The 24,863-nt window shown below is 59.4% G+C and carries 22 protein-coding genes, 1 tRNA gene and 1 riboswitch; of the genes, 9 read left to right on the forward strand and 14 right to left on the reverse strand.

From position 1 onward, the window contains the following. Positions 1–47: 47 nt before the first annotated feature. A complete protein-coding gene (purU, locus tag AC1IN8_RS08950) occupies positions 48–884 on the reverse strand; it encodes a formyltetrahydrofolate deformylase (protein WP_043131177.1) in 837 nt (278 codons plus the stop codon). Positions 885–1,093: 209 nt separating this feature from the next. Then, a riboswitch (FMN riboswitch) is annotated at positions 1,094–1,253 on the forward strand. Positions 1,254–1,358: 105 nt separating this feature from the next. Between purU and ribB the strand changes: the two genes are divergently transcribed. Continuing rightward, the gene (gene ribB / locus AC1IN8_RS08955) at positions 1,359–2,012 is read left to right on the forward strand and encodes a 3,4-dihydroxy-2-butanone-4-phosphate synthase (protein WP_139438249.1); all 654 of its coding nucleotides are present in this window, start codon (positions 1,359–1,361) and stop codon (positions 2,010–2,012) included. Between the two features lie 223 nt (positions 2,013–2,235). After that, a complete protein-coding gene (locus tag AC1IN8_RS08960) occupies positions 2,236–2,478 on the forward strand; it encodes an Lpp/OprI family alanine-zipper lipoprotein (RefSeq protein WP_025327798.1) in 243 nt (80 codons plus the stop codon). 133 nt (positions 2,479–2,611) lie between these two features. On the opposite strand, the gene AC1IN8_RS08965 is transcribed toward AC1IN8_RS08960, so the two are convergent. Together AC1IN8_RS08965 and AC1IN8_RS08970 are read right to left on the reverse strand one after the other, a co-directional pair. Next, a complete protein-coding gene (locus tag AC1IN8_RS08965) occupies positions 2,612–3,460 on the reverse strand; it encodes a tetratricopeptide repeat protein (RefSeq protein WP_479758660.1) in 849 nt (282 codons plus the stop codon). Beyond that, on the reverse strand, positions 3,457–4,179 hold the full coding sequence (locus AC1IN8_RS08970; protein WP_479758662.1) for a 4'-phosphopantetheinyl transferase family protein: 723 nt from the start codon (positions 4,177–4,179) through the stop codon (positions 3,457–3,459). Before AC1IN8_RS08970 ends, AC1IN8_RS08965 begins: the two co-directional genes overlap by 4 nt. Before the next feature lie 276 nt (positions 4,180–4,455). Between AC1IN8_RS08970 and AC1IN8_RS08975 the strand changes: the two genes are divergently transcribed. The 3 genes from AC1IN8_RS08975 to AC1IN8_RS08985 all read left to right on the forward strand — a co-directional run bounded on the left by AC1IN8_RS08975 (position 4,456) and on the right by AC1IN8_RS08985 (position 7,025). Next, positions 4,456–4,944: a C40 family peptidase gene (locus AC1IN8_RS08975; RefSeq protein ID WP_162519271.1), complete on the forward strand. Its 489-nt coding sequence runs from the start codon at positions 4,456–4,458 to the stop codon at positions 4,942–4,944. A 151-nt stretch (positions 4,945–5,095) separates the two neighbouring features. Continuing rightward, positions 5,096–6,049, forward strand: a complete 954-nt coding sequence (gene rlmF / locus AC1IN8_RS08980; protein ID WP_479758663.1) for a 23S rRNA (adenine(1618)-N(6))-methyltransferase RlmF — start codon at positions 5,096–5,098, stop codon at positions 6,047–6,049. Between the two features lie 253 nt (positions 6,050–6,302). Continuing rightward, the gene (locus AC1IN8_RS08985; protein WP_247626998.1) at positions 6,303–7,025 is read left to right on the forward strand and encodes a MaoC family dehydratase; all 723 of its coding nucleotides are present in this window, start codon (positions 6,303–6,305) and stop codon (positions 7,023–7,025) included. Positions 7,026–7,085: 60 nt separating this feature from the next. Here the strand turns inward: AC1IN8_RS08985 and AC1IN8_RS08990 are convergent, their stop codons facing one another. Beyond that, entirely contained in the window at positions 7,086–8,084 is a 999-nt protein-coding gene (locus AC1IN8_RS08990) for a DUF481 domain-containing protein (RefSeq protein WP_139438261.1), read from the reverse strand. Positions 8,085–8,103: 19 nt separating this feature from the next. Further along, a complete protein-coding gene (locus AC1IN8_RS08995) occupies positions 8,104–9,021 on the reverse strand; it encodes a L,D-transpeptidase family protein (protein WP_139438264.1) in 918 nt (305 codons plus the stop codon). 369 nt (positions 9,022–9,390) lie between these two features. On the opposite strand from AC1IN8_RS08995, the gene AC1IN8_RS09000 reads away from it, so the two are divergent. After that, positions 9,391–9,480: transfer RNA gene (locus AC1IN8_RS09000), tRNA-Ser, on the forward strand. A 319-nt stretch (positions 9,481–9,799) separates the two neighbouring features. Here AC1IN8_RS09000 and AC1IN8_RS09005 read toward each other — a convergent pair. From AC1IN8_RS09005 to AC1IN8_RS09030, 6 genes are all read right to left on the reverse strand, one after another. Next, complete coding sequence (locus AC1IN8_RS09005) at positions 9,800–10,267, reverse strand: DoxX family protein (RefSeq protein WP_479758665.1); 468 nt, start codon at positions 10,265–10,267, stop codon at positions 9,800–9,802. A 152-nt stretch (positions 10,268–10,419) separates the two neighbouring features. Continuing rightward, positions 10,420–10,944: a protein disulfide oxidoreductase gene (locus AC1IN8_RS09010; protein ID WP_319913222.1), complete on the reverse strand. Its 525-nt coding sequence runs from the start codon at positions 10,942–10,944 to the stop codon at positions 10,420–10,422. Positions 10,945–10,946: 2 nt separating this feature from the next. Then, positions 10,947–11,678 carry a DsbA family protein gene (locus tag AC1IN8_RS09015; RefSeq protein ID WP_479758666.1) on the reverse strand — a complete coding sequence of 244 codons (732 nt, stop codon included), beginning with the start codon at positions 11,676–11,678 and terminating at the stop codon, positions 10,947–10,949. Further along, entirely contained in the window at positions 11,675–13,717 is a 2,043-nt protein-coding gene (locus AC1IN8_RS09020; RefSeq protein ID WP_319913224.1) for a protein-disulfide reductase DsbD family protein, read from the reverse strand. Before AC1IN8_RS09020 ends, AC1IN8_RS09015 begins: the two co-directional genes overlap by 4 nt. Before the next feature lie 50 nt (positions 13,718–13,767). Continuing rightward, positions 13,768–14,145, reverse strand: a complete 378-nt coding sequence (locus AC1IN8_RS09025) for a hypothetical protein (protein WP_247626991.1) — start codon at positions 14,143–14,145, stop codon at positions 13,768–13,770. Positions 14,146–14,502: 357 nt separating this feature from the next. Further along, positions 14,503–15,426 carry a LysR family transcriptional regulator gene (locus tag AC1IN8_RS09030; protein WP_319918226.1) on the reverse strand — a complete coding sequence of 308 codons (924 nt, stop codon included), beginning with the start codon at positions 15,424–15,426 and terminating at the stop codon, positions 14,503–14,505. Between the two features lie 171 nt (positions 15,427–15,597). On the opposite strand from AC1IN8_RS09030, the gene AC1IN8_RS09035 reads away from it, so the two are divergent. The 3 genes from AC1IN8_RS09035 (at position 15,598) to AC1IN8_RS09045 (ending at position 18,192) form a co-directional block, all read left to right on the forward strand. Further along, positions 15,598–16,347, forward strand: coding sequence for a 3-oxoacyl-ACP reductase family protein (locus AC1IN8_RS09035; RefSeq protein WP_139438281.1), 750 nt, complete (start codon positions 15,598–15,600; stop codon positions 16,345–16,347). 209 nt (positions 16,348–16,556) lie between these two features. After that, positions 16,557–16,829 carry an IS1-like element transposase gene (locus tag AC1IN8_RS09040; protein WP_479758667.1) on the forward strand — a complete coding sequence of 91 codons (273 nt, stop codon included), beginning with the start codon at positions 16,557–16,559 and terminating at the stop codon, positions 16,827–16,829. Between the two features lie 193 nt (positions 16,830–17,022). Beyond that, a complete protein-coding gene (locus AC1IN8_RS09045; RefSeq protein WP_479758668.1) occupies positions 17,023–18,192 on the forward strand; it encodes an MFS transporter in 1,170 nt (389 codons plus the stop codon). Between the two features lie 114 nt (positions 18,193–18,306). On the opposite strand, the gene AC1IN8_RS09050 is transcribed toward AC1IN8_RS09045, so the two are convergent. The 3 genes from AC1IN8_RS09050 to AC1IN8_RS09060 form a co-directional block, all read right to left on the reverse strand. After that, a complete protein-coding gene (locus AC1IN8_RS09050; RefSeq protein ID WP_479758669.1) occupies positions 18,307–20,112 on the reverse strand; it encodes an amidohydrolase in 1,806 nt (601 codons plus the stop codon). 505 nt (positions 20,113–20,617) lie between these two features. Then, positions 20,618–23,149 (reverse strand): spermidine synthase, encoded by a 2,532-nt coding sequence (locus tag AC1IN8_RS09055; protein ID WP_479758670.1) that lies wholly within the window; start codon positions 23,147–23,149, stop codon positions 20,618–20,620. Positions 23,150–23,233: 84 nt separating this feature from the next. Further along, positions 23,234–24,805, reverse strand: coding sequence for an arylsulfatase (locus AC1IN8_RS09060; RefSeq protein WP_139439660.1), 1,572 nt, complete (start codon positions 24,803–24,805; stop codon positions 23,234–23,236). Between the last annotated feature and the right edge of the window lie 58 nt (positions 24,806–24,863).

Raw genomic sequence — 24,863 nt, forward strand, 5'->3', positions numbered from 1 at the left:
AGGCTCCCTCGGGAGCCTTTTTGCTGGGCGTCGAACGACGGGCTGGGTTATTTGAACACCACCGTCTTGTTGCCGTAGACGAAGACCCGCTCGTTCAGCACCAGCTCCAGGGCACGGCTCAGCACGGATTTCTCCACATCCCGTCCCGCCTTGGCCATGTCGTCGGCGCTGAAGGTATGGCCCACGTGGATCACGTCCTGCTCTATGATGGGGCCTTCATCCAGATCGTCGGTGACGAAGTGGGCGGTGGCACCGATCAGCTTGACCCCGCGATCGAAGGCCTGACGATAGGGGCGGGCACCGATGAAGGCGGGCAGGAAGGAGTGATGAATGTTGATGAGCTTGCGCGGATAGGCCTCCACGAAGCTCGGGGTCAGCACCCGCATGTACTTGGCCAGGATCACGTAATCCGGCTGGTAGCCGTCGATGAGGGCGCGTACTTGCTCTTCATGCTCGGTGCGGCTGAGATCCTCGTGGCTCACGGCATGGAAGGGGATGTCGAACTTGCCCGTCAATTCTGCGAGCGTGTCGTAGTTGCCGATCACCGCCACTATGTCCATGTCCAGCGCGCCGGCGTAGTTCTTCATCAGGATGTCGCCGAGGCAGTGGGTCTCCTTGGTGACCAGGATGACGATGCGCTTCTTGCCCGCCTTGACCAGACGGCGCTGGGCGCCCGCCGGCAGGGCGTCGTCGAGATCCGCCAGCAGGGTCTCGTCGTTGAAGCGACCCTCCAGTTCGGTACGCATGAAGAAGCGGCCGTTCTCGTGATCCACGAACTCGTCGTTCTTGTTGATGTTGAGCTGGTGCTTGTAGCAGATGTTGGTGATCTTGGCGATGAGTCCCTTGGCGTCGGGGCAATCGGTCAGCAGTATTTTCTTTTCCATCTCTGTCATGATTCCGTTTGTGGTGTTGGCGCCCGTGTCTGCGCGGGCTGCACGTTTTTGCTGGCACTATGCCATAAACAAAATCAGAAAGGACAGCGCGCCGTGCAGCTGAGTGGCAAGTCGCCAGCGGGGGGCAGTGCACTGCATCCTATTCATCTTTGATGGGTTTTGGGCTGGTATCCTGGGTTTTTTTTCTTTAGGCTGTCTGCGCTTATTCTCAGGGCGGGGTGAAATTCCCCACCGGCGGTATCCCGATCTGACTCGGGGAGCCCGCGAGCGCCCGATCCAGGTTTGAAACCGGGGTCGGGGTCAGCAGATCCGGTGAGATGCCGGAGCCGACGGTCACAGTCCGGATGAAAGAGGATAAGACAGATACTGCACTCCTGGCTCCCTATGGGCCGGCTGCTGCATACCTATCTCTGTCTGCCTTTCCATGCCCTGATTCTGGTCCTTGTCTTGTTTAGGAGTCTTACCATGAATCAGTCTCTACTCAGTGAATTTGGTGATCCCATTGCCCGCGTCGAAGCCGCGCTGGCCGCATTGCGTGCCGGTCAAGGGGTGCTGGTGGCCGATGATGAAGATCGGGAGAACGAGGGTGACCTCATCTTCGCCGCCGAGTCCATGACCAACGAACAGATGGCCATGATGATCCGCGAATGCTCCGGCATCGTCTGCCTCTGCCTGACCGACGAGCGGGTACGCCAGCTCGAGCTGCCCATGATGGTGGAGGCCAACTCCAGCCATTATCAGACCGCCTTCACCGTGACCATAGAAGCGGCCCAGGGCGTCACCACGGGTGTCTCCGCCGCCGACCGCATCACCACCATCCAGGCCGCCATCGCCGACGGCGCCCGACCCTCTGATCTGCATCGCCCGGGCCATGTCTTCCCGCTGCGTGCCCGCACCGGCGGCGTGCTGACCCGGCGCGGTCATACCGAAGCCACGGTGGACCTGATGCAGCTGGCCGGTCTCAAGCCTTACGGGGTGTTGTGCGAGCTGACCAAGGCCGATGGCTCCATGGCCAGGTTGCCGGATCTGGTGACCTTCGGTCGCCTGCACCGGATGCCGGTGCTGACCATCGAAGATCTGGTGCAATATCGTCAAATGCTGTCTGAACGTTCGGCTTAAGCTTCATACGAAATTGTATTAAGGGCATTTTTTGGTTACGCTTGGTGCGAACCTCATCCAGGGCACTCGTTTTTGACTTAGATTTGCACAAAAAGTGTGCGTTTAAAAAAAAATGAGGGTTTTAATGCATTTATCTGTGATGGGGCCTATCCAAACTCGTATTTATTTGTGCCATAATCACGCCGCTTGCTAAACGTCTGGCGAGTTAAAGGGAGCTTTAAAAATGAAGAAAATGTTGTTGGTAGGTGTTGTTGGTCTGTCTGCCCTGCTGGGCGGTTGTGCAAACACCAGCGAACTGGAAACTTCCGTTCAGAATCTGTCTAACAAAGTTGACCAACTGGCTCAAGATGTTAGCGCAGTTCGTGCTGATCAATCCAAGATGGCTGCTGATATCGCAACTGCTAACCAAGAAGCAGCTCGTGCTAACCAGCGCATCGACAACATGGCTACTTCCTACAAGAAGTAATCCATGCGAAAAAATGGCGCATTTCAATGCGCCATTTTTTTTTGTCTGAAATTCGTCATTTCCCTTAATTACTGCACTGCCTGCCTGAACAAGGCAATGCCGATTGCTCGGCATCCCCTGATATCTTCATCGATCAATAAAGCAGGCTGTAGAGCTTGCGGCGATAACTCTGCGCAGCCGGGTGTGCTCCCATGGTGGTCAGAATATCGAGATAGATCTTCTTGGCATCGCCAAACGCCATGTCGCGCTTGAGAATGTTGAACAGCAACGCCAAGGCTTCTTCCTGACGGCCAACCTGACTGTACTGCACCGCCAGCTCCTGGGTGAGGGCGTCGTCGTCCGGTGTCTCTGCGTGACGCTGCTCCAGGGCGCGCAGCTCCGGGCTGTCGCTGGCTTGCAGCGCCAGGGCCAGGCGGGAACTCAGGGTCTGATAGTGATCATCCTGCGCCACCATGGGGATGGTCGCGAGCAGGGCCTGCGCCTCATCCAGCAGAGCCAGATCCAGCGCCGCCTGCACCAGCCAGAGGCTGATATCGTGACGCTCGGGGGCCAGTCGGTGGGCCTGGCTGAGATGGGCATGGGCCACATCTGCCTGACCCTCAGTCAGGGCTTGCTGACCCTTCTCGAGCAGCAGCTCCTCTTCCTTGGGGGCGAAGGCGGCGAAGTACTGGCGCAGGGTGGCCTCATCTTGCGGGCCTTCCAGGATGGCCTGCTCGTCCGGGCGCCCCTGATGGAACAGCACCAGCGCGGGCAGCGCGCGCAGACCCAGCTGGCTGGCCAGGGGTTGCAGCTGGGGATCGTTCATGTCGACCTTGGCCAGGGTGACCGCGGGATTGGCCGGGCCGACCAGGGTCTCCACCAGCGGGGTCATGCCCTGGCATTCTGGCATCTGCGGGGCGTGGAAATAGATGACGACCGGCTTTTTCATGGACGCATCGATCAGTTCGGCGTGGAAGTTCTGGGGATTGATGTCGACGATCATGAGGCTGACTCTCGGAAAATGGTGTGGATCAACATGGGGTCCAGGGGCGTGGATTTCAAGCGCTCATCCAGCAGGTAGCCATTGATCTGGCGAGTCGGGGCGACGAGGCTCAGCCAGCCGCTGCCAACATGCCAGTCCAGCACCTGATAGCTCCGGGTATCGAGCCGGTTGTCCAGCCGCCACCCCTCTTCCGGTACAAAGCGCACCTTGTCGAGCCCCGCGGCAATGCCGGCCCCCTGGGCTTTCAGCACCGCCTCCTTGCGTGACCAGAGCCGATAGAAGGCCGAGGCCTGCTCCCGGGATGGCAGGGCAAGCAGCCACTGATATTCCTCAGGGGCATAGAAACGCCGGGCCAATGGCAGGACGGGGCGCCGGCGCAAGCCCATCTCCACGTCCACGCCGAGGGGGCCTTGCTGGCAGAGGGCGAGCACCAGCCAGTCCCCGCTGTGGCTGAGATTGAACTGCCAGTCATGGCTGATCAGGGTGGGCTTGCCGTGCTCGCTGGTGCGAAACACCAGCGCATCGGGCGGACAGCCAAGCCGCTCGGCCAGCAGGCGGCGCAGCAGTATCCGGCCGAGCAGGTACTCGCGCTGGCGGCTAGGCTGGCGGATCTCATGCCAATGGCGATATTCGTCCGGCGAGAGCTCTGATTGCAGCCCGCTCAACTGCTCGGCGTCGATGAGCGCCGGTTTTAACAAATAGAGATCCGCATAGAGCATAATATTTCACTTTAAAATGAGGTCGAAACAGCGATAACGATCCGTTTTGACAGGGCAAAACCGCTACTTTTGCGATTGTATATTGTTTGGCCATGATCACATTAATCATGCAAAACAGTGCATTTCCTTGCAAAAATGTGAGGTCGATAGGGATTTTCGCTTGCCTCGATAGAATTCTTGGATATAGTCGGGTGCTGTTGCCTTATAAATTGCCCTGTCGGGCTGCATTTTAACAAGTTTCACTCTATTTGCGGGGATAAAGGATTGCGCCACCTGATGCTACTGCTGGTCGCGCTCGGAATGGTGGGTTGTGCTTCTGCACCCCAGCCCGAGGTCGCGAGCAAGATCGAGGTTTCCATGATGGAACCCGTGATTGAACCCGAAGTTTCACCCACACCAGATGTCAACGAAATCCTGACCGTATACAAAGAGTGGCGTGGCGTCCCTTACCGCATGGGGGGCAGCAGCCAGCGAGGCATAGATTGCTCCGCCTTCGCCCGTGAAGTGTTCCGCAATGCCGTCGGCATCGAATTGCCCCGCGATACCCGCTCCCAGGTTCATGAAGGCACCCGCGTTTCCAAGCAGGATCTGGTGGAAGGGGATCTGGTCTTCTTCAAGATCAACCGCCGCCTCAATCATGTGGGCATCTATGTCGGCAACGGTGAATTCATCCACGCCTCCACCCGCGCCGGGGTGACCCGCTCCAAGCTCGACAACTCCTATTGGCGCAGCAAGTTCTGGCAGGCACGCCGGATCGAGATCTGAGTCAGGCTGGACAAACGGCTCGCAGTACGGACTGTTTTTCCAACCTCACTTGAACCGGGCTCCTGGAGGCCCGGTTTTTTATGGTCCTCGTTTAGACTTTCCCTGGCCGACTCTCTATAGTGTGGCCCCCTCGACCCTCGGCAGGCCCAGCATGAAGACCCAGCACAAATCCGGATTGCACCCGCGCAATCGCCATCAGACCCCTTACGATTTTGACGCCCTCTGTCAGCGCACTCCCGAGCTGCTGCCTTTCGTCTTCGTCAACGAGCATGGCACCCGGACCCTGGATTTCGCCGATCCGGCCGCCGTCAAGGCGCTCAACCGGGCCCTGCTGGCGCTGCACTACGGCATCCAGCACTGGGATCTGCCGCCGGGCTACCTCTGTCCCCCCATTCCGGGCCGGGTCGATTACCTGCATCGGGTGGCGGATCTGCTGGCCGAGAGTGCGGGGGAGGTGCCAAGGGGCAAGGGGGTGCAGGTGCTGGACATAGGCGTCGGGGCAAACTGCATCTATCCCCTGCTGGGGGCCCGTGAGTATGGTTGGCGCTTCGTGGGATCGGACATCGATCCCGTGTCGGTCAAGGCGGCGACCCTGCTGGCGGCGAGTAATGGCCTGGGCAGCCAGATAGCGTGCCGCCATCAGGACAACCCCAAGCAGATCTTTCGCGGCGTCCTGGGGCCGAAGGAGCGCTTCGCCCTGACCCTGTGCAACCCGCCGTTCCACGCCTCGCTGGCGGAGGCGAGCAAGGGGACGGAGCGCAAGCTGCGCAACCTGGGTAAGGGCCAGGGCAAGGCGCTGACGGGGGCTCCCGTGCTCAACTTCGGCGGACAGAAGGCGGAGCTCTGGTGCGAGGGCGGCGAGGCGGCGTTTCTGGCCGGCATGATAGAGCAGAGCAAGGAGTTTGCCGGCCAGTGTCTCTGGTTCAGCTCGCTGGTGTCAAAAAAGGAGAATCTGCCTGCCGCACGAAAGGCGCTGGCTCGGGTGGGGGCTCAGGATGTCAGGGTGATCGACATGGCGCAGGGCAACAAGGTGAGCCGGATCCTGGCCTGGAGCTTCCTGGACGAGGCGAGCCGAACCGCCTGGTGGTCTGCTCCCGGCCGCTGAGGAAAAAAGGGGTGTTGAGAGCAAAAACACCCCGAACCACGCCCTTTGCCAGCCTCGAGGTTTTCCGTCTCGTTCCCCTCGTTGCAATCGTTTTTCCGCTTTATACCTGTCCGTTTTTCCCTGCGTGTTAGTGACCACTTTCATCCCCGGTACAGTTGTACGCCGAGATTTTTTTGTACTTACCTGTGAAACTTTCATAAAATGGGACTGGTTAGACCTCTTTACAGGCTTTGAATCGAATAGGGATCGGTACATGAAAGTTGTCGATTTTCTGAAGCACAAGCGCGAAATCCTGGCGCAACACCCCTTTGAGCTCAAGGATTGGCTCTCTCCGGCGATCCGTGACTACTGGCGTGAGTTTCAGCAAAAGGCACACCTTCACCCTTTGCTGGGTCGAGTGCTGGATCTGCAGGCCGACCAGTCACTGGTGCGGCAGCAGCGCGCATCCCAGGCTCAGGCGGTCAACAGCCAACCGACCCTGATCGAAGAGAACCCGGTTGAGCTGAGTGGCGAAGCCGCCACCCTCTATGCCGAGCTGCAGGCCCGGATCGGGGAAGAGACCCATGTGGGTGAGTGGTTGCAGATAAATCAGGGGTTGATCGATCAGTTCGCGGCCGTGACCGGTGACCATCAGTGGATCCACACCGACCCCGAGCGTGCGGCAGCCGAGTCGCCATTCAAGACCACCATTGCCCACGGTTTCCTGACCCTGGCCCTGCTGCCCCAGCTCACCGGCTCGGTGGACGAGGCGACGCCGGAATTCCCGAGCGCCCGCATGGTGGTGAACTTCGGTCTGGAGCAGGTCCGCTTCCCTTATCCCATCAAGGTGGACAGCAACATCCGTGCCCGTACCAGGCTGTCGCGAGTCACTCCCATCAAGGGGGGGATCGAGCTGCTCAAGGAGATCAAGATAGAGATCGAGGGGATCCGCCGCCCTGGTTGCGTCATCGAGTCGGTCACCCGTATCTATTTCTGACGCCCGTCCCTCACGGCGATACACAGGCCCACTTCGGTGGGCCTGTGTCGTTTCTGGGGGCTAGAAGCTGGCGCCCAGGGTGATGATGTGACGCCACTCCTTCTCGCTCACATCCATGTCCAGGCCGTGGTAGTCGAACCAGACATCGTCCCAATCCAGCTCGCTCGACCAGGAGAGACGCAGGTGATCGTTGAAGTAGTACCTGAGCCCCAGGCTGCCGCTGACGGACTGTTTTCTGGTCAGGTAGGGGGAGGGCTGATCGACGAACTTTTCATAGCTCCCCTTGCTGAACAACTCGAACTTCTCCTCCCAGAAGGCGAGAGGTTGCCGGTAGTCCCAGCCCAGGTTGACGAAGGGGTAATTGATAATCCTGTCGTCAAAAATGTCCGAATTGCTCCACACCTCCGGCCTGAAATAGGCCCGCTCCAGACCCAGCTGGGTGATGAACTCCAGGCGGCGCCGCTTGTCATTCCAGAAGCGGTAGCCGGGGCCAGAGGCATAGTCAATCTCCAGGTAGCCCGCTTCGATCAGGTTGTAGTCGATGTCAATGGAGGAGCTCAGGAACCAGTGATCGTCGAAGAAGAAGTCGAGTTTGGGTTTTAGCTTGTATTCGTGGCTGTCGGTGATGTTGTTCGCCGTCTCGTAGATGTACTCGCCATCCAGACTGTAACGCCAGTCCAGATTGGCCAGCTCGGTGGAGACCTTGAGGTTGACGTTGTTGGTCTTCTTGGTGTTCTCCTTGAGCTTGATGTTCAGATCGCTGGTGCCGGTCAGGAGCCAGGCATTCACTTCGTCAGGAGCGTCCAGCAAGGGGATCCCCGTCTTGGTCAGCGGTTTTGGCTGCTCCTGCTTGTCCAGGCGCCAGCGCTTGATGGCATGGCGCTGGACGGTCAGGGCCTTGCTATAGGATGGCTTGATGCGGATCTGATCGTCCGTGATCTCTTCTATGGTGCCGGTCAGGCGATCGCCGTTCTGCATCCACAGTATGTCCGCCATCGCGGCTGAGCCGGGCAGCAGGGTCAACAGGAGCGCCAGCAGGGGAAGGCCGCATCTCGTCATGGTGATCTCCGGGAGGATCTTAGCCGCTGATGGGGCGGGGCAGCCCGTTCTTGTGGTCGAGCAGGGCCGTCACCCGGGCGCCGTCTATCTCGGGGGCCGCGATAAACTGCTCGACCTCGGGGGAGAGCACCAGGGGCGCACCCTCGGCCATCTCCGCTTCGGTGCGGGAGAGGGGAGAGTGCACCTCCAGCCAGCGGCGGCCATCGGGCTCGACCGCCATCTTGACCGGCTGGTTGATCACCTGCACCCGGGTACCGACAGGCACCAGGCTGAACAAGGTCTCTATGTCATCCGGGCGCAGCCGGATACAGCCCGCGCTGACCCGCAGACCGACCCCGAACTCCTTGTTGGTGCCGTGAATGAGGTAGTCCTTGTTGCCATAGCCGAGGCGCATGGCGAACTTGCCGAGGGGATTGTCCGGGCCCGGGGGTACCACGGCCGGCAGATCTATGCCCTTTTGCTCCAGCCAGGACTTGCGCACCATGGGGCCTGGCACCCAGGTCGGGTTCGGATTCTTCGCGATGACAGTGGTGGTCATCTCGGGCGTCTCGCGGCCTATGTCACCTATGCCGATGGGCAGCACCATCACCTCCGCCTTGTCCTTGGGGAAGTAATAGAGGCGCAGCTCCGGCAGGTTGATGACGATGCCCTCCCGCGGCACATCGGGCAGCAGCATCTGGGTCGGCAGGGTCAGCCGGGTGCCGGGTGTGGGCAAATAGGGATCTACCCCGGGATTTGCCTCGAGCAGCGCCAAAAAGCCAATCTGGGTATGTTTGCCGACCAGCTCCAGATGATCGCCAGGTTGGACTATGTAATCTTCCAGCTCACCGATGAGACGGCTGCCCGCCGGTGGAAGCGGATAGGTTATCGACCAGGCCGGTGTGGTCCAGAGGCTGGCAGCGGCCAGCAGCAGTGAGACGATACGGATATTGCGCATGGTTTTTCCTATCGGCAGTTCTCGAGGGAAGTGCTTCCCTCCCCAAAAATGAGCGGAGATTGTCAACCAATCGACCGGGGATTACCAGCGCCAGACCGTGCTTCTCCCGGGCCGTATTGCGGCATGTCGAGGGGGATTTTCGGCCCTCTGCCCCCGGTTTGTCGGGGAAAGGGGAATAAGCCTGGATCGGCGCCGGGGTGGTCGTCCCTGGGACCAGGTCCGACACCTTGGCGTCGCACGTCGGCAAGCCAGCCTGGGCCCGGCAAGGGGAGGGCCGCGACAGGCTGACGGTTTAATAGCCAGTCGTCTGATCTGCAACGAGATTTACGTTGATTTCCCGACTCGGGTTGGGTCAATATGAGGGCCCGCGGAGAGATGCCGGAGTGGCCGAACGGGATTGACTCGAAATCAATTGTGGCAGCAATGCCACCCAGGGTTCGAATCCCTGTCTCTCCGCCACTTATACAGCCCAACTGATTGAATCAGTTGGGCTTTTTATTTATGTGTTTCTTCTGGTATGCCATTAGGTGTTGGCTGGCATGCTACCTGGATGAACGGCTTTGGGCATCCGCAGCACTTCCCTTCGGTCGCTTGATGATAGAAAGGGGCTGCTGATCCTTTCATGACCCATTCCTGATACCCAGTCCAGCTCGCCAGCCCTGACCCGGGCACATGTTGAAAGCCTCATCGCTCATTCTGGTTGCAGGTACCAGAAGCGAAGAGCCCGGCAGAGCCGGGCGCAAGATTATTTATAGGGATGAGGGCCCGTTGTCTGTGGTCAACGCCCTGTCGCGGGTAACAGACGACGATCCAGCCCCCATGGGCCAGACCCCTGAACTGAGATCAAGATACACAGCAGGATATAAACGGACTCGGGGAGATAGAGCAGCCAGCTATACCACTCGAGGCCAGTCACATCGGCCGGGATCTGGTGAATGCCGATGGTCATCAGGGCGACGATATTGATCACCAGCAGCACCGATGCAGACAATCTGCTCAACAGGCCAAAGACCAGCAGCAAGCCGAATAGGGCTTCATTACCCGCTACAAATGTTGCCATGAAGGCAGGGTAGGGGAGCCCCGCCTCGATCATGGTATGCAGCATGGCCTGCTGATTATCTGGCTGGATCAGCTTATTCAAACCAGACGCAAAGAAGAAAAGGCCGAACGATATCCGGATCAGTGTCAGAGGCAAGAAATAGCGCCCAACCTGGGTCGACAGCGAACGGGCGATGATGGATGTCATATCCACTCCTGTAATTGAATGAGGATGTGAAATTGATGGGTGATAGAAGTCGGCGAGTACCCTCTGGGCCAACGCCACCTCTATCGCGATGATAAATGAGCCGATAGATGCCCCCCTTCACCAGGAAGAGGGGCGATTCTTATCAGGCTGATTTAGCCGAGGTTGGCCCAGGCCAGCCGCAGTTTCAGCCCCAGGCCCGAGCTCCAGCCCGTGGTGGTGCTGACTACCTTGCCATCCTTGACGATGAGGAAGCTGGGGGTGACGCTCACCTGCCAGCGGGCGGCGAGATCGGCATGCTCATCATTGTGGGTCGGGAAGGTCAGCCCCTTCTTGGCCATGCCCTGCTGCAACCTGGTCGCGTCGCCGGAGCGCAGCGCCACCGTCAGCACGTTTTCACCGTCTCGCCATAGCTGCTCCACTGTCGGTGTAGTAAAGCGACAGACGGCGCACCAGCTGGCCCAGTAATAGACCAGCAGTGGCCTGTCCCGACTCATTGCCTGCAGGTCGGCCTGGGTGCCATCTTGCAGGGTCAGCACTGGCAGCGGGCTGCCCTCCGGCAGAGCAGGACTGCGCCAGAGATCCAGCGCTGTCGAGATGATCACAGCAAACAGCAGCAGCCAGAGCGCCTCCTTGCCCCAGCGCCGCAGACGGGGAGTGAGGGATGGTTTGGTCTCCATGATCACCCCTTCCTGGCCAGTTCAGCTTTCACTATCTCCTCGAGCTCTTCGTAAGGAATGGCGCCAGAGACCAGTTGGTTGCCGACCAGTGTCGCAGGCGTGCCCCGCACACCCATCAGGGTTCCAATTTTCAGGCTGCTACGCAGCTCTTCCGTCGCCTTGTCGTCAAGCTTGAGGTCCGAGTTGCCGGTGGCTGCCAGCGCCTTGTTGATGTCCGCCTCGGTCAGCATGCCCTGCTTGCTCATCAGCTTGTCGTGCAGGGCGAGGAAGCGTGCCGGATCCTGCTGCCACAGGCTCAGGCTGTACTCTGCCGCCTTGGCGGAGGTCTGCCCCTTGAATGGCAACAACTTGATCACCAGTGCGATATCGTCAGGGTAGGTTTTGAGCAGTTTGGCCAGATGAGGATCGAACTGCTTGCAGAAGGGGCAGTTGTAGTCGGAGAAGGATACCAGCGTCAGCCTGGGGTTTTTGGCGCCCAGGCGCGGGCTGGTCGGGCTATTGAACAACACATCCTCATTGTCCTTGAGGAATTTGTCGATCTGGGCCGCTTGGGTGGCTGCATTCTGTTTTTCCCAGGATTGCGCCGCCTCTTCCAGAATTGTCGGATTCTGTACCAGAGTCTCGCGGACCAGTTCTTTGATACGGGCCTCCTGCTCCGGGCTGAAGGGGGCCGCGTGCAGGGCCGGGGTCAACAAGGTGCCCAGCAGGGTCAGGGCGAGCAGAGTCGGTTTCATTGGGTGTCTCCTTGAGAGGGGGCAATACCGGCTTGTTCCAGAGTGGCAAGCAGGGTCGAACGGTCCAGCAGAGGAGAGAGGATCTCGCCACCTTGTAGCCCGGGGCCATAGATCTGGTTGAACGGAATGGCCACGCTGCCCCGTTGCCGCAGGAAGCTGGCGATGCTGTCGGAGGGGCGACTCCAGTCCCCGCGCAGGGCAACCACGTCGGGGGCGCTCAGGGCTTGTTGCACATCATCTCGCAGCAGCACATTGAATTTGTTGGCTTTACAGGTAATGCACCAGTCGGCGGTCACATCGACGAAGACCCGCTTGTTCTGGGCCAGAGCCAGCTCGATGGCCTGCTCCGTGAGTGGTTGCCAGTCGACTTTGTCCTGCTGGGGTTTGCCGTCCAGGGTGAAGGCACCGCCGAGCAGCAGTGCAGCCCCCAGCAAGTAACCCAGGGTCAACCCCAGGGTCACACCACGGATGCCATGGCGCCACACGACGGCCAGCAGCATGACGGCGAGCATCAGCGCCATCAGGTTCAACATCCAGAACTGACCGATATGGTTGCCGAGCAGGCTGAGCAGCCAGAGGCTGGAGCCCAACATCATCAGGCCCAGCAGGACGCGCAGGCGCCCCATCCAGCGGCCCGGTTTCGGCAGCCAGAGCGCGAGGCGGGGGAAGGCGGCGATGAGCAGCCAGGGCAGGCTCATGCCCACCCCCAGCGCGGTAAAGATAAGCCAGAGCTGACCGAGTGGCGCCCCGAGCGCAAACGCGACCGCAGTACCGAGGAAAGGGGCGGAGCAGGGGGTCGCCAGCAGGGTGGCAAAACAGCCCTGCAGGAAGTGACCACCCAGGCCGTTGCCGCCCGTAGTTGCCAGACGGGTATTGAGGTTGCTGGACAACCTGATCTCGAACAGCCCCAGCAGGTTGGCACAGAACAACAGGGTGACGACTACCATGAAGCCGATAAACCAGACACTCTGGAACTGGATCCCCCAGCCGACCGCCCCCTGGGTGGCGCGCAGCAGGGTGCTCATCAATGCCAGCGCCCAGAAGGAGACCAGGATGCCGGCACTGGCCGCCAGGAATTGCAGGCGAACCGGACGACGCTCTCGCGTTTCCATCTGCAGTACCGACCCCAGCTTGAGCGCCAGCACCGGCAGCACGCAGGGCATCAGATTGAGAATGAGCCCGCCCAGCAGCGCGGCCCCCAGCAACCAGATCAGCGAGTGGCCGCCACTTGGGAGGTTCAGCGGTTCACCTATCTTGGCGTCGCTCTGCCAGGCTTCTTCACCATTGACCAGTACGAATCCGATCTGCTGGTGGCGGATATCTGGTGCATCCCCCTGCCAGCCATCGCTGACCGGAATACGGGCGACTAGAGTGTTGCCCTGGACGTCCAGGCTGGGCTCGCCGAATTCAGCCCCCTCCAGCCGCTGGAGGAAAATCTGTGGATCCTGCCAGCCCTGAGGGTTGTCGGCGGTCAGCTGCAGCTGGTTTTGCCGATAACCCGCCTTGAGGGCGACGGTGTCCGGCATGGCTTGTGGCAGTTTGCTCATTGCCTGTGCATAGGCAAAGTCAAACCCTTCTGGCACCGAGCCATCCAATGGGAGGCTAAAGGAGTAGTCCGTCAGGATGCAGACGTTGCTGCAGGTCGAAAGGCGTAGCGTGCCTGTCAACGCCTTGCTGTTGCCATGGGTCAGGCTGATGGGAAGGCTGACGGCCTTCTGATATCCCTGGGTCGAGATACCGCTGACATCGAATCGCTCTGGCACAGGCCAGTGCCACTGCTGGATGAGTTGGGGGTCATCCCAAAAAATTTCAGGGGCAATACCCCCTTCGCCTGGATTCTGCCAATAGGTTTTCCAGCCGGACTCGAGCTCCAGGCTCAGCAACACGCGGGTGTGGGCTGGATCGCGGGTATCTGCTTGCAGCCGAACTTGCGCGTGATCGTTTCGGGGGCTGGTCAGCCAGCCGGTATCGCTGGCCAATCCCACTGATTGCCACAGCAGACCGCCCATCAACAGGGCAGTCTTGATGATGTTTGACATGTTTCTGTCTCTTGAAAATGAAAGTTAGGGTGGTGTAAACCGCGGCTAACTCATTCTCGCCAGACACAGAGGGTGAGATGAAGTCGCCGTTCTGGCGGCGATATGTTTCTGGGTGGGGGGAGCCTGGGGGAGCGACGCGACAGGGGGGCCAGCAGGACAATCACGAATGCGATGGCAAAGAAGATCTGCTCGGCGCAGAGCAGGTTGGCGGCACTGAGCCACTTGCCGTTGAGCTGGCAACTACTGGGTTGGGGCGTTGCGGATTGCCCCTCGTCGGCTTCGACACCGGAGGATGGAATGGGCAGCATTTGACAACTAAGGGCCATGTCGAGCTGAGCCAGCCTGGCCAGCGGCTGGGCCGCACAGTTGAGCACCAGAATACAGACCAGCAGCAGTAATCTTGTCGCTACGCGTTGTCGCAAAATCATGCTGGCCCTACCCTGTTGAATGGTGCATATCCTATCGATCAATAGAGACTTGAGCAAGCCAGTCGGATTCGAACTGACCATGCATGTGATGCCGCTGGGGGAATATGGCGTGTTCCTTTCCGGTATTGGTATCGGTGTTAAATAGTTGAAATATAACTACTTTATGTCCATATTTGGCACTATCCATACTGCTGGCCTGAGCGAGGAAAGCAGATACATGAGGGGCAAATGGGGTTAAGAGAATGCCGCACATCAGATGATCACGCTCAGTGTGCTGGCTCAATATATTCCTGTAATGCGTGCAGCTAGCGGGGTACCAACAGAGCCCCAGGTGGGCCTAAATTGTGACTGGTTAGTTCACATTGCCCGGAAACCGCTACCACTCTCTTGTGCAGCCAGTAACAGGGCATCGATGACGACACGTAACTTGAGCTGCATATGCTGGCTTCTAGCCCAGATGAGATTGATCGGCATCTCACCGCCGGATTGGTCATTGAGTACGGGGATCAGGGCTCCTGACTCCAATTGTTCGCTCACCAGCCAGGTTGGCGCCTGAACCAGCCCAAGACCAGCCAGAGCAGCAGCCAGCACGGCTTCACCATCCCCCATCTCGTATCGCACCGGGATGTCGTAAGCTTCCGTTTTGCCAACACTATCCCTGAGCAGCCAGCTATGACGATGCCCGGATCGCCAGTCGATGATGCAGTCGTGCCGTGACAACTCATCCGGGGTCAAGGGAACCCCGCGCCTGGTCAAATAGGAGGGGGACCCGCAGATAACGAGCTTCTGCTCTCCCAGACGGCGGGCGACGAGATCTGCCTGATCTTCCAGCGTGCCGATCCGTACCACCAGGTCGATGTTGGTCTGAATGAGGTCAACCTTACGCTCGTTGAAGGTCACAGACAGGTCCAGCTGTGGGTGCTTGCCGGCCAGCTCCAGCAAGATCGGCAGTACATGCCTGCGGCCAAAAGCAGCAGGAAGATCGATACGCACACGACCAGACGGATTTTGCTTTCCTGATGCAAAACTGTTTTCAGTCTCTTCCAGCAACCTGATCGCTTGGAGACAGCTGGCCAGATACGCCTCCCCTTCCAGAGTCAGGCTTACCCTGCGGGTTGTTCTGTGCAACAGCTTGACCCCCAGCCGTGCTTCCAGGCGCACTATGCTCTTGCTCAACGCCGAGCCTGTTATCCCCAGCGCCAATGCTGCAGCGGTAAAACTGCCTGACTGCGCCACAGTGACAAAGTGTCTGACGCTCAGAAAGGGATCTTGTGTGGCCATCTATTCGGTCCTTGAGGGAAATAGAGATTGGAATAATAGCTACTTAATCAATTCCAAGGAATCAATCACACTGCTCACAGGTTCATTCAACGCCACTTTTGCTCCCTGGCTGAATGGGCTCTAGTTCCCGACTCGCTCAGACATGACTTCATTTCAGACAGGAGAGTTCAGATGTTGACCGTTAAACCCCTCAGTGGACAAGTTGCTTTCGTTCAAGGTGGCTCACGCGGCATCGGTGCCGCCATCGTAAAACGCCTCGCTCGCGACGGCGCTGCCGTGGCCTTCACCTATGTCTCTTCTACCAACAAGGCAGAAGAGACAGTCGCGACTATCACGGCTGCTGGCGGCAAGGCGCTGGCTATTCGCGCCGACAGTGCAGATGAAGTCTCTCTGCAGCAAGCCATCCGCCAGACAGTCACCACCTTCGGTCGACTGGACATCCTCGTCAACAGTGCCGGAGTACTGGTATGGGGCGACATGGAGGAGCTGACCCTGAACGATCTCGATCGCACTCTGGCGGTCAACATCCGCAGTGTATTTGTGGCCTCCCAGGAGGCGGCGCACCACATGGGCAAGGGGGGGCGCATCATCAACATCGGCAGCACCAACGCCGAACGCATTCCCATGGCGGGTGGTTCCATCTACGCCATGAGCAAGTCGGCACTGGTCGGTTTGACCAAAGGCATGGCGCGTGATCTGGGCCCCAAGGGGATTACGGTGAACAACGTGCAGCCAGGTCCGGTTGATACCGACATGAACCCGGCAGACGGGGAATCGGCGGAGTATATCAAGGGGCTGATAGCCTTGGCCCGCTATGGCAAGGATGAAGAGATTGCCAGCTTCGTTGCTTACTTGGCAGGACCGGAAGCCGGCTATATCACGGGCGCCAGCTTGACCATAGACGGTGGTTTCTCCGCTTAAGGCATAACAGCCGAGTGTATCGGCTCTGGAAGTAACGCATCAGGTATGAGTTCGATGCGCCGTTGGCGCGGCGCATCGAGATCACCGACTGGCAACTGTTCTGAACGCTCTCATCACGGTCAAGAGAGTGACTCGCCTCTTCCACTATTCAATTAAATGTAGAAGCCATTGGTTGCATATTGCTTGTCGGGCTCTTTGATAAACGTCAAATGACTACAACTGAAATACCTTGCCGCTTCTGTAGTAAAAGTGGCGGGGTTATCAGGCATGGGTATAGCCCCAATTGTTTTCAGCGGTTTCGCTGCCTTGACTGTCAGCGTACATTTCAACTTGATTATTGTTATGAAGCCTGTAAGCCTGGCATGAAGAAAAGGATTGTTGGAATGGTTGCGGCCAATTATGGGATTAGAAAAACGGGATGCCATTTAAAGGTTGCTTGCAATGCCGTTTTAAAAAATATTAAGACAAGCGGAAAGCAATAACATCATTTTTATAAACACGGATTTTGATATGGTGGCCGTATCAAGCCACGCCATTGGTGGCGTGTTGTTGATTACTGGTAAATATATTTTAATCACGCGTTTCATGTCGCTTGGGTAGTGTTTTTTGAAACGATACTGATGATGTGGCTTTTATAACCATCATATTTGTTAATTAATTTAAAGTTGAGAGAAAATGAAAAAACAAAGTCTATTTTTGTTCGCGTTATCTTTGGCTGTGTTTGGGGTTATCACGACAGAGTTGGCAATAATTGGTTTGCTTCCTCAGGTGATGAACAACTTCCAGATCGATGTTCAACAGGCAGGCCTTTTGGTAAGCGTCTATGCCATTGTTGTTGCTATCAGCGGCCCATTCATTACGCTGATGATGTCTGGCTGGAATAAAAAGTATGTATTGATGGGAATACTTGCACTGTTCGTGGTTTCTAATCTTGTGTATGCCCTTACTCAGGATTACTCAACGATGATGACTTTCCGCGTCCTGCCAGCACTGGTCCATGCGGTCTTCTTCTCGGTAGCGCTTGTTGCCGCAACCTCCATTGTGCCGGTAGCGGAGCAAAGCAACGCAGCTGCCAAAGTGTTTGCCGGGGTTGCTATAGGCCTGGTTTTTGGTATTCCTGTCAGCTCCTTCCTGGCTGAACAATACTCACTAACTTATGCATTTTACTTTGGCTTGGCGTCGTGTGCAGTAGCTCTGGTGAGCGTCATGTTCCTAATGGAAGACTCCCCCGTCGAGAAGAAGATGTCTTTTGGGTCACAAGTAAACATTTTGCGCAGTAAGTCGATGTGGCTTTCTTTATTCACAGTTGTGTTTGTATTCTCCGCGATGTTCTCTTCATATAGTTTCATCACACAGTACTTGAGTATGGTGACGAATATGAATGGTTCCTGGATCAGCGCCATGCTGATGGTCTTTGGTGTATTTGGTATTTTGGGCAACTTCATTTTTGGGAAGCTGATTGGCAAAAATATGAAGAAAACCGTCATCATCTACCCAATAATCCTGAGCTTGATCTTTGTCGCTATTTATCTAATGGGTTTTTCTTTCTACTTCATGATCGCAATGATTGCTTTCTGGGGCGCAGTCCACTCAGCCGGCTTGATTGTCAGCCAGACGTGGGTGATGGATAATGCGGGGGATGCGAAGGTGTTTGCCAATAGCCTGTATATCTCTTTCTCAAACTTGGGTATCACGATTGGTTCTGTTGTCGCTGGGTGGTTTATTTCCAGGTTAGGCGTTGAGAATCTGTTTATCTCTAGCCTGGTATTTTCTGTCCTGGCATTGGTCAGCATCTTGCTAAACCAGAAAAAAGGCATGGCGCTGAAAGTTGCAGAGGCAAAATAAGACAGTTTTAACTGTTGATATGGCTGGCTCAAGGTGTGGGGAAGGTCCCATTTATTGAGTCAGCCATGATGTTCAATAGATGGCCCAAGGCTGCGAAGCGTCAGGCCATGGGGTCTAGTGTGGCTGATGATGTAATAGCCCTGCGGCCACCATGGCTGTCGTGGCTACCGCACTGCAGCGAGTGGAATCCGTGCAGGCGGTCGATTCCTGAGCGCTCTGCCCGTCACGTTGGTAGATGGAGACCCCCTCCTTTATCGTCTCTTCGATCCGGATATCGGCCAGGGTTTCCGGTTTCACCTTGAGCGGGTTCGCCGAGAGCACCACCAGGTCTGCCAGCTTGCCGACTTCCAGCGACCCCTTGTCGTGCTCCTCCTTGTATTGGGTTGCCGCCCACAGGGTCTGGGCCTTCAGTCCATCCAGGGCGGAGACCCGCTGATCCGGCCCGATGGGGCGGCCGGTACGGCTGATCCGGTTGACGGTCGCATAATAGACCCGCATGGCATCAGGCAATGCCACGGGGGAGTCGTGGTGCGAGGTGAAGATCATCCCCAGTTCACGGGCCCATCCGGTGGGAGAGATATGCTGCGCCCGCTCCTTGCCGAGCACGGAATCACTGTGCCAATCCCCCCAGTAAAAGGTGTGCATCGGGAAGAAGGAGGGGAAGATGCCGAGTCGCTGGAATGAGGCGACCTGATCCTTGCGGGCAGTCTGGGCATGGATAGCGACGAAGCCGCGATCCGGCTTGCCGTGTTGCTTCTCGCTGGCCTCAATCCCCTTGATCAGCTGATCGATGGCCGCATCACCGTTGACGTGGGTAAGCAGCTGCCAGCCGTTGCGCTGGGCCAGTTCGATGTAGTGGGCGGCCTGCTCGTCGCTCATGCTGGGATAGCCCTTGTAATCGGCCTTTTGCCCGGCTGGGGGAACGAAATAGGGCTGGGTCAGCCAGGCAGTCTTGCCCTGAGGAGAGCCATCGAGGTTGAGCTTGGCCCCCGCGACCCGGAACCCGTTCTGGTAGTGGCTGGAGTAGTAGGGAGGGGCGATGACATCCCGCGCAATCTGGATATCGGGATAGGCCGCGACATCCAGGGGCAGCCTGGCTTTCTGGGCCAGCTGGTACATGGTCTTGACCGCTGAGGTGGAGGCGCGTCCCTCCTGAGCCGTGGTGTAACCGAAGCTGGCGTAGAGCGCCATGCCAGCCTTGAAGATCGCCTCGTTTTCCCTGTCGTTCAACTTGGCGAACATCGGCAGCAAGGCGCCAAAGAAGGCGGTCTCCTCCAGTACCCCGTTGGGCGTCTTGCCGTCCGCTTCACGGCGGATCTTGCCCCCTTCCGGATCCTGGCTGTCGGGCCCGAATCCGGCCAGCGCCAGTGCCTTGCTGTTGAGTGTCGCGAGGTGACCGGACTGATGAATGATGAGCACCGGGAGCTCTTGCGATACGGCATCGAGCTCCTGACGGGTGGGGTGGCGCCCCTCCTTGAGCTGGGAGTCGTCATAACCGAAACCCAGGATGATCCCGTGCGCCTTGTTTTGCGGTTTGGCGACCCAGTTTCGCAGCGATTGTTGCAGGGTCGCAATGCTGGTCACTGCTCCATCCGGCGGGGCCAGCAGATTGGCGGAGAGCGCCTGGATCCCGGTGTTGAACACATGACCATGGGCATCGATAAAGCCCGGGATCAGGGTCTTGCCCTGCAGGTCGACTACCCGGGTTTCGCCATCTCGCAGCGTGAGGATGTCGCGCTCGCTGCCCAGCGCCAGAATGCGGCCATCCCTGATGGCCAGCGCCTGCGCCGTCGGCGCCGCATCATTGACGGTAACGATATCGCCACCGAGATAAATGGTCTGGGCGGTGGGGTTGGCTGGGCTGGCGGCATGGGCCGAACTGGCCGCCAGCAATGCGATGGCGATAGGGGTGATGTTCATGTGACATGCTCCATGCCGAAAGGTCGCTGGGATGGCTCACCGCAGTTGTCCAATCAGGCGCGTTGTGAAGGGAATATGCTGAATATACAAGGATATGCCCCGCTCAAATGTGACACAGCAGGGAAATTCATCTGAGCCTTAACACCCGTTCAGAGCACACCCTCTTCCCGGGCCTTGCCACTCCAGCATGGGATCACCGTCGTGTCTCGTGTCTGCGCAGTGACAGTGCGCACGTCAAGCACCTGCTGCTTGTTGGCCAGTCTCAGGGCAACCCCCATCGCAGCCAAAGCGTGACCTCGATCGGCCGGTTGAACCGTCCGTATCAAAGAAGAGGTGGCTATGGCGCGCTATGCGGCTGCAGCGACCCTCCAGGCTACGCCATGGCCGGGGTTGTCGTGTCGCCACCACCACAAAAAGCGAGGCTGATCCGGCGCCCTGATCGGGCCGCACAGGGTCAGGCAGGGCTGTCTCTAGAGCAGGCCAGCCCGACGGACTGGCCTGGGGGTCAGTGACCGATAAACCAGCGGTAGTAGGGGTTGGCCCGCTCCTCTGGGGTCATCTGGCCTACCCCGCGAGCCCAGGCGTCCCTGTCTCCCTGATAGGCATAGAAGGCCACCGAGTAGAAGTGATCCAGCGACTGCCACTGGCGCTCGACCTCTCCCTTGAAGGCCGCATCCGCCTGCTGTAGCGGGGGCGGTGAGCGCAGCGCCAGCAGTTCGGGCAGCACCCGGGTGATCTCGTTGCGCCTGACCCAGGGGGCGTATTCGATGCGTGGCCAGTCATCGGTGACCGGCAGGGCGTCACCGGCAAAGCGCAGCAAGCCATCCCTGTCCGTGACCCAGGTGGCCAGCAGGGCGGCGGGTGTGTCTATGCCGACTTCGGTCAGGGCCGCGGCCACCCCGGGCTCGGCGAAGCGCGCCCTTATCCGGGGGACATCCAGCGCCAGCGGGTCGAGGGATCCTATCAACAGCATCTCGTGAAACTCGGTCGTCCACAGGGTGGCGTGAGGAAAGACCTCCACGAAGCTGCGCACCAGGGAGCGACTCTCCTCGCTGTTCTGGGTGGGCAGCGGCAACCACTGGGCCACCATGCCTCCCCGATGCAGGCGCCGTGCGGCCAGCTGATAGAAGTCACGGGAGTAAAGGTTCACCACCCCGGCCGCCGAGGGGGGGGGCGGCTCCAGGGTGATGAGATCGTACTGCTCGTCGCTGCGCAGCAGCTCCCGTCGCCCGTCCCGCAGCCTGATGTCGAGGCGCGGATCATGGACGGCATCGTAGTTACCCTTGAAGAGGGGGGCGGCTTCCAGCACCTCAGGCAGCAGCTCGGCCACCACGGGGCGGGTCAGGCCGGGGTCGCGCAGCATGGCGCCGGCCGTGATGCCGGTGCCAAACCCGATGACCAGGGCCGAATCCGGCTGCTGGCCGTGGATCAGCAGCGGCAGCAGGGCTTGCAGCCGCATGTAGCGCAGCGAGGGCATGGCATCCCCGGTGTTCGAGACCCCCTGAATATAGAGACGCTGGAAGCGGCGCTCCCCCTGTCCCTGGGTGACGACGGCCACAGTGCCCCCCTTGCCCTCATGGTAGTAGGCAAGGTGTCCGTTTCTGGCCCCGGGCAACAGCTCGGCCAGCCGCTCCGGCGGCGTGAGCGCGCCGAGGAGGATCGTCATCAGCGTCATGGCCAATGTGGCTCCGGCCAGGTAGCGGCGAGGAGCCGGGCTCTGCCAGGTCGCAATGCAGCCAAGCAGGGCCGCCAGCACGGCCAGGAGTGCCAGGGTGCGCACCAGGCCAAGGCTCGGGATGAGCAGGAAGCCGGTCAGGGCGACCCCGGCGATGCCCCCCAGGGTGTTGAGGGCCACCAGGGTGCCCACGTCCCGCCCTATCTGCGAGCTGGTGGCCGCCAGCCGCAGGGCCAGTGGAAAGGCGGCGCCGAGCAGGGTGGTGGGGAGGAAGACGGTGGAGAGGGCCACGGTGAGGAAGCGGGCACACATGCCGGCCAGCTCGTTGCCAGTCACTTGCAGGGCCCAGAGCTCCATCTGGGATTGGGCCATCACGAGCCAGCGACCGAGGCCGGCCACCTGCAACAGCGCCAGCAGGCCGGCCGCAGTGATCAGCAGGCCAAACAGGCCCCAGGGGTTCTGGATGCGCTCGGCTCGCCTCGCATAGAGCGCGCTGCCGAGCATCAGGCCGGTGAGATAGGTGGCCAGAACCACGGCGAACGCAAAGGTGCGGGTGCTCATGAACTGCACTATGGACTGGCTCCAGACCACCTCGTAGCCGAGGGCTATGCCCCCGGCCACGCAATAGAGGGCGACCGCCACTCTGGCCCGGGGCGAGGGGCTGTCCTGGGGCGGGGCGACGGGGAGGGGCGTGCGCGCCTTGCGACACCAGAGCCAGGCGCCGAGGGCGGCCAGCAGATTCAGGGTGGCGGCGGCGAAGGCGCTGCCATGGACACCGAACCGGGGTAGCAGCAGGAAGGCGGTCAGCAGGGTGCCGAGGATGGCCCCTGCGGTGTTGGCCGCATAGAGGCTGCCCCCGGCGCTCGCCACCCTGTCACTGGCAGGGGTCAGGGCACGCACCAGGACCGGCAGGGTGCCCCCCATCAGCACGGCGGGCAGGCCGACCAGCACGAAGGGCAGCACCCAGGCGAGCAGGCCCAGACTCGCTTCCAGGCGAGCGAACGGCTCGGCCAGGTGGGAGAGGGCCAAGGTGGCTCCAACGCCGAGCAGCGCCACGGCCAGCTCGAGCCAGGCGTAGAGGCGCACCGGATCCTGCAGTCGGTCGGCTCTGCGACCGAAATAGAGACCACCGAGGGCAAGGCCGGCAAAAAAGGCACTGATGCCGGTGGTGACGGCATAGACCTCCACCCCCACCACCAGAGAGAGTTGTTTGACCCAGAGTACCTGGTAAATCAGGGCCGCGCCGCCGGAGGCGAACAGGAGAGCGGCGGGAAGCAGCATCTTCAAAGAGGCCCGTTGACGGCAGGGTGCTTCCACCTTGTCACGGCGGTTGGCAACGGGGGAATGGGCGGCTTTGGACATCGAATTAGCCTTATCGGGCGGGACTATCCGCACGAACAGAAGAGATAAAAAGGTGCCCGCCGGGGCGGGCACCAGGCACGATACTTATTGTTTTTGGTTCATCTTGGCTTCGATCTGCTTGTCCACATTGGCGCGGATCTGGTCGATGCTGAAGCTGGCAGGACGCTGGCTGGGCGGGTAGTCCACGAAGGTCTGCAGGAAGGCAGCGGCCCGCTGGGTCGCCTGTTCCGTGATGAAGACGTTCTTGGTCAGCATGTCATAGTACTGATCGGAGACGATGTCAGCCCGCTCGTACGGATCCATGCGCAGGTTGAAGATCTTCGGCAAGCGCAGGCAGACGAAAGGCTCGCTCCATACCCTCATGCCGCCCGGGATGCGCTGCTCGCAGAACACCACCTTCCAGTTGCCAAAGCGCATGGCCACCAGGTCGGTATCGTCGTTGAAGTAGTAGAACTCATTGCGAGCCCCCTTGTCGGCCTTGCCAGTGATGTAGTCCAGCTGGTTGAAGCCGTCGAGGTGCACCTTGAAGTTCTTGCCACCGAGATCGGTGCCCTTGAGCAGTCTCTCCTTGATGTCGGTGTCACCCGCAACGGCCAGCAGGGTCGGGAACCAGTCAAGACCGGAGAACATCTCGGTAGAGACAGTGTCCGGCTTGATGTGGCCCGGCCAGCGCACCATGGCAGGTACCCGGTAGGCCCCTTCCCAGTTGGAGTTCTTCTCGTTGCGGAACGGCGTGGTAGCCGCATCCGGCCAGGAGAACTGGTTCGGCCCGTTGTCCGTGGTGTACACCACTATGGTGTTGTCCGCGATCTTCAGGTCGTCCACCGCCTTGAGGATCTTGCCCACATGGCCATCGTGCTCGATCATGCCGTCGGCATACTCGTTGCCCGGCATGCCGCTCTGCCCCTTCATGGAGTCCCGGACATGGGTGAAGAGGTGCATACGAGTGGTGTTCATCCAGACGAAGAAGGGCTTGTCGGCCTTGACCTGCTTCTCCATGAAGTTGATGGCGGCCTGGGTGGTTTCGTCGTCTATGGTCTCCATGCGCTTCTTGTTCAGCGGACCCGTGTCCTCGATCTTGCCGTCCGCGGTGGAGTGGATGACCCCGCGCGGCGAGGCGCTCTTGACGAATTTCTCGTCATCCTTTGGCCACCACTCGCGCTCCGGCTCCTCCTCGGCATTGAGGTGGTAGAGGTTGCCGAAGAACTCGTCGAAGCCATGGGCCGTCGGCAGGTACTCGTCACGATCCCCCAGGTGGTTCTTGCCGAACTGGCCGGTGGCGTAGCCGTGGGACTTGAGGGCCTGGGCTATGGTGACATCACGGGCCTGCAATCCGACAGGCACGCCGGGCAGACCCACCTTGGACAGACCGGTCCGGAAGATGGTCTGACCCGTGATGAAGGTCGAGCGTCCCGCCGTGCAGCTGTTCTCCGCGTAATAGTCGGTGAACATCATGCCTTCCTTGGCGATGCGGTCGATGTTGGGAGTCTGATAACCGACGACCCCCTTGCCATAGGCGCTGATGTTGGTCTGGCCAACGTCGTCACCGAAGATCACCAGGATGTTGGGCTTGTCTGCCGCCATGGCGGCCGAGGCCCCCAGGGCCGTCGCGATGGACAGTGCCAGCCCTGGCATCCATTTTCTTGCAAATGTCATAGTTGTTTCTCCGTATCACGCTACAGTCCTTGTCCGCGACGGCGAGTGCCGGAAAACT

This window comes from Aeromonas sp. 130281 (genome assembly GCF_056642115.1).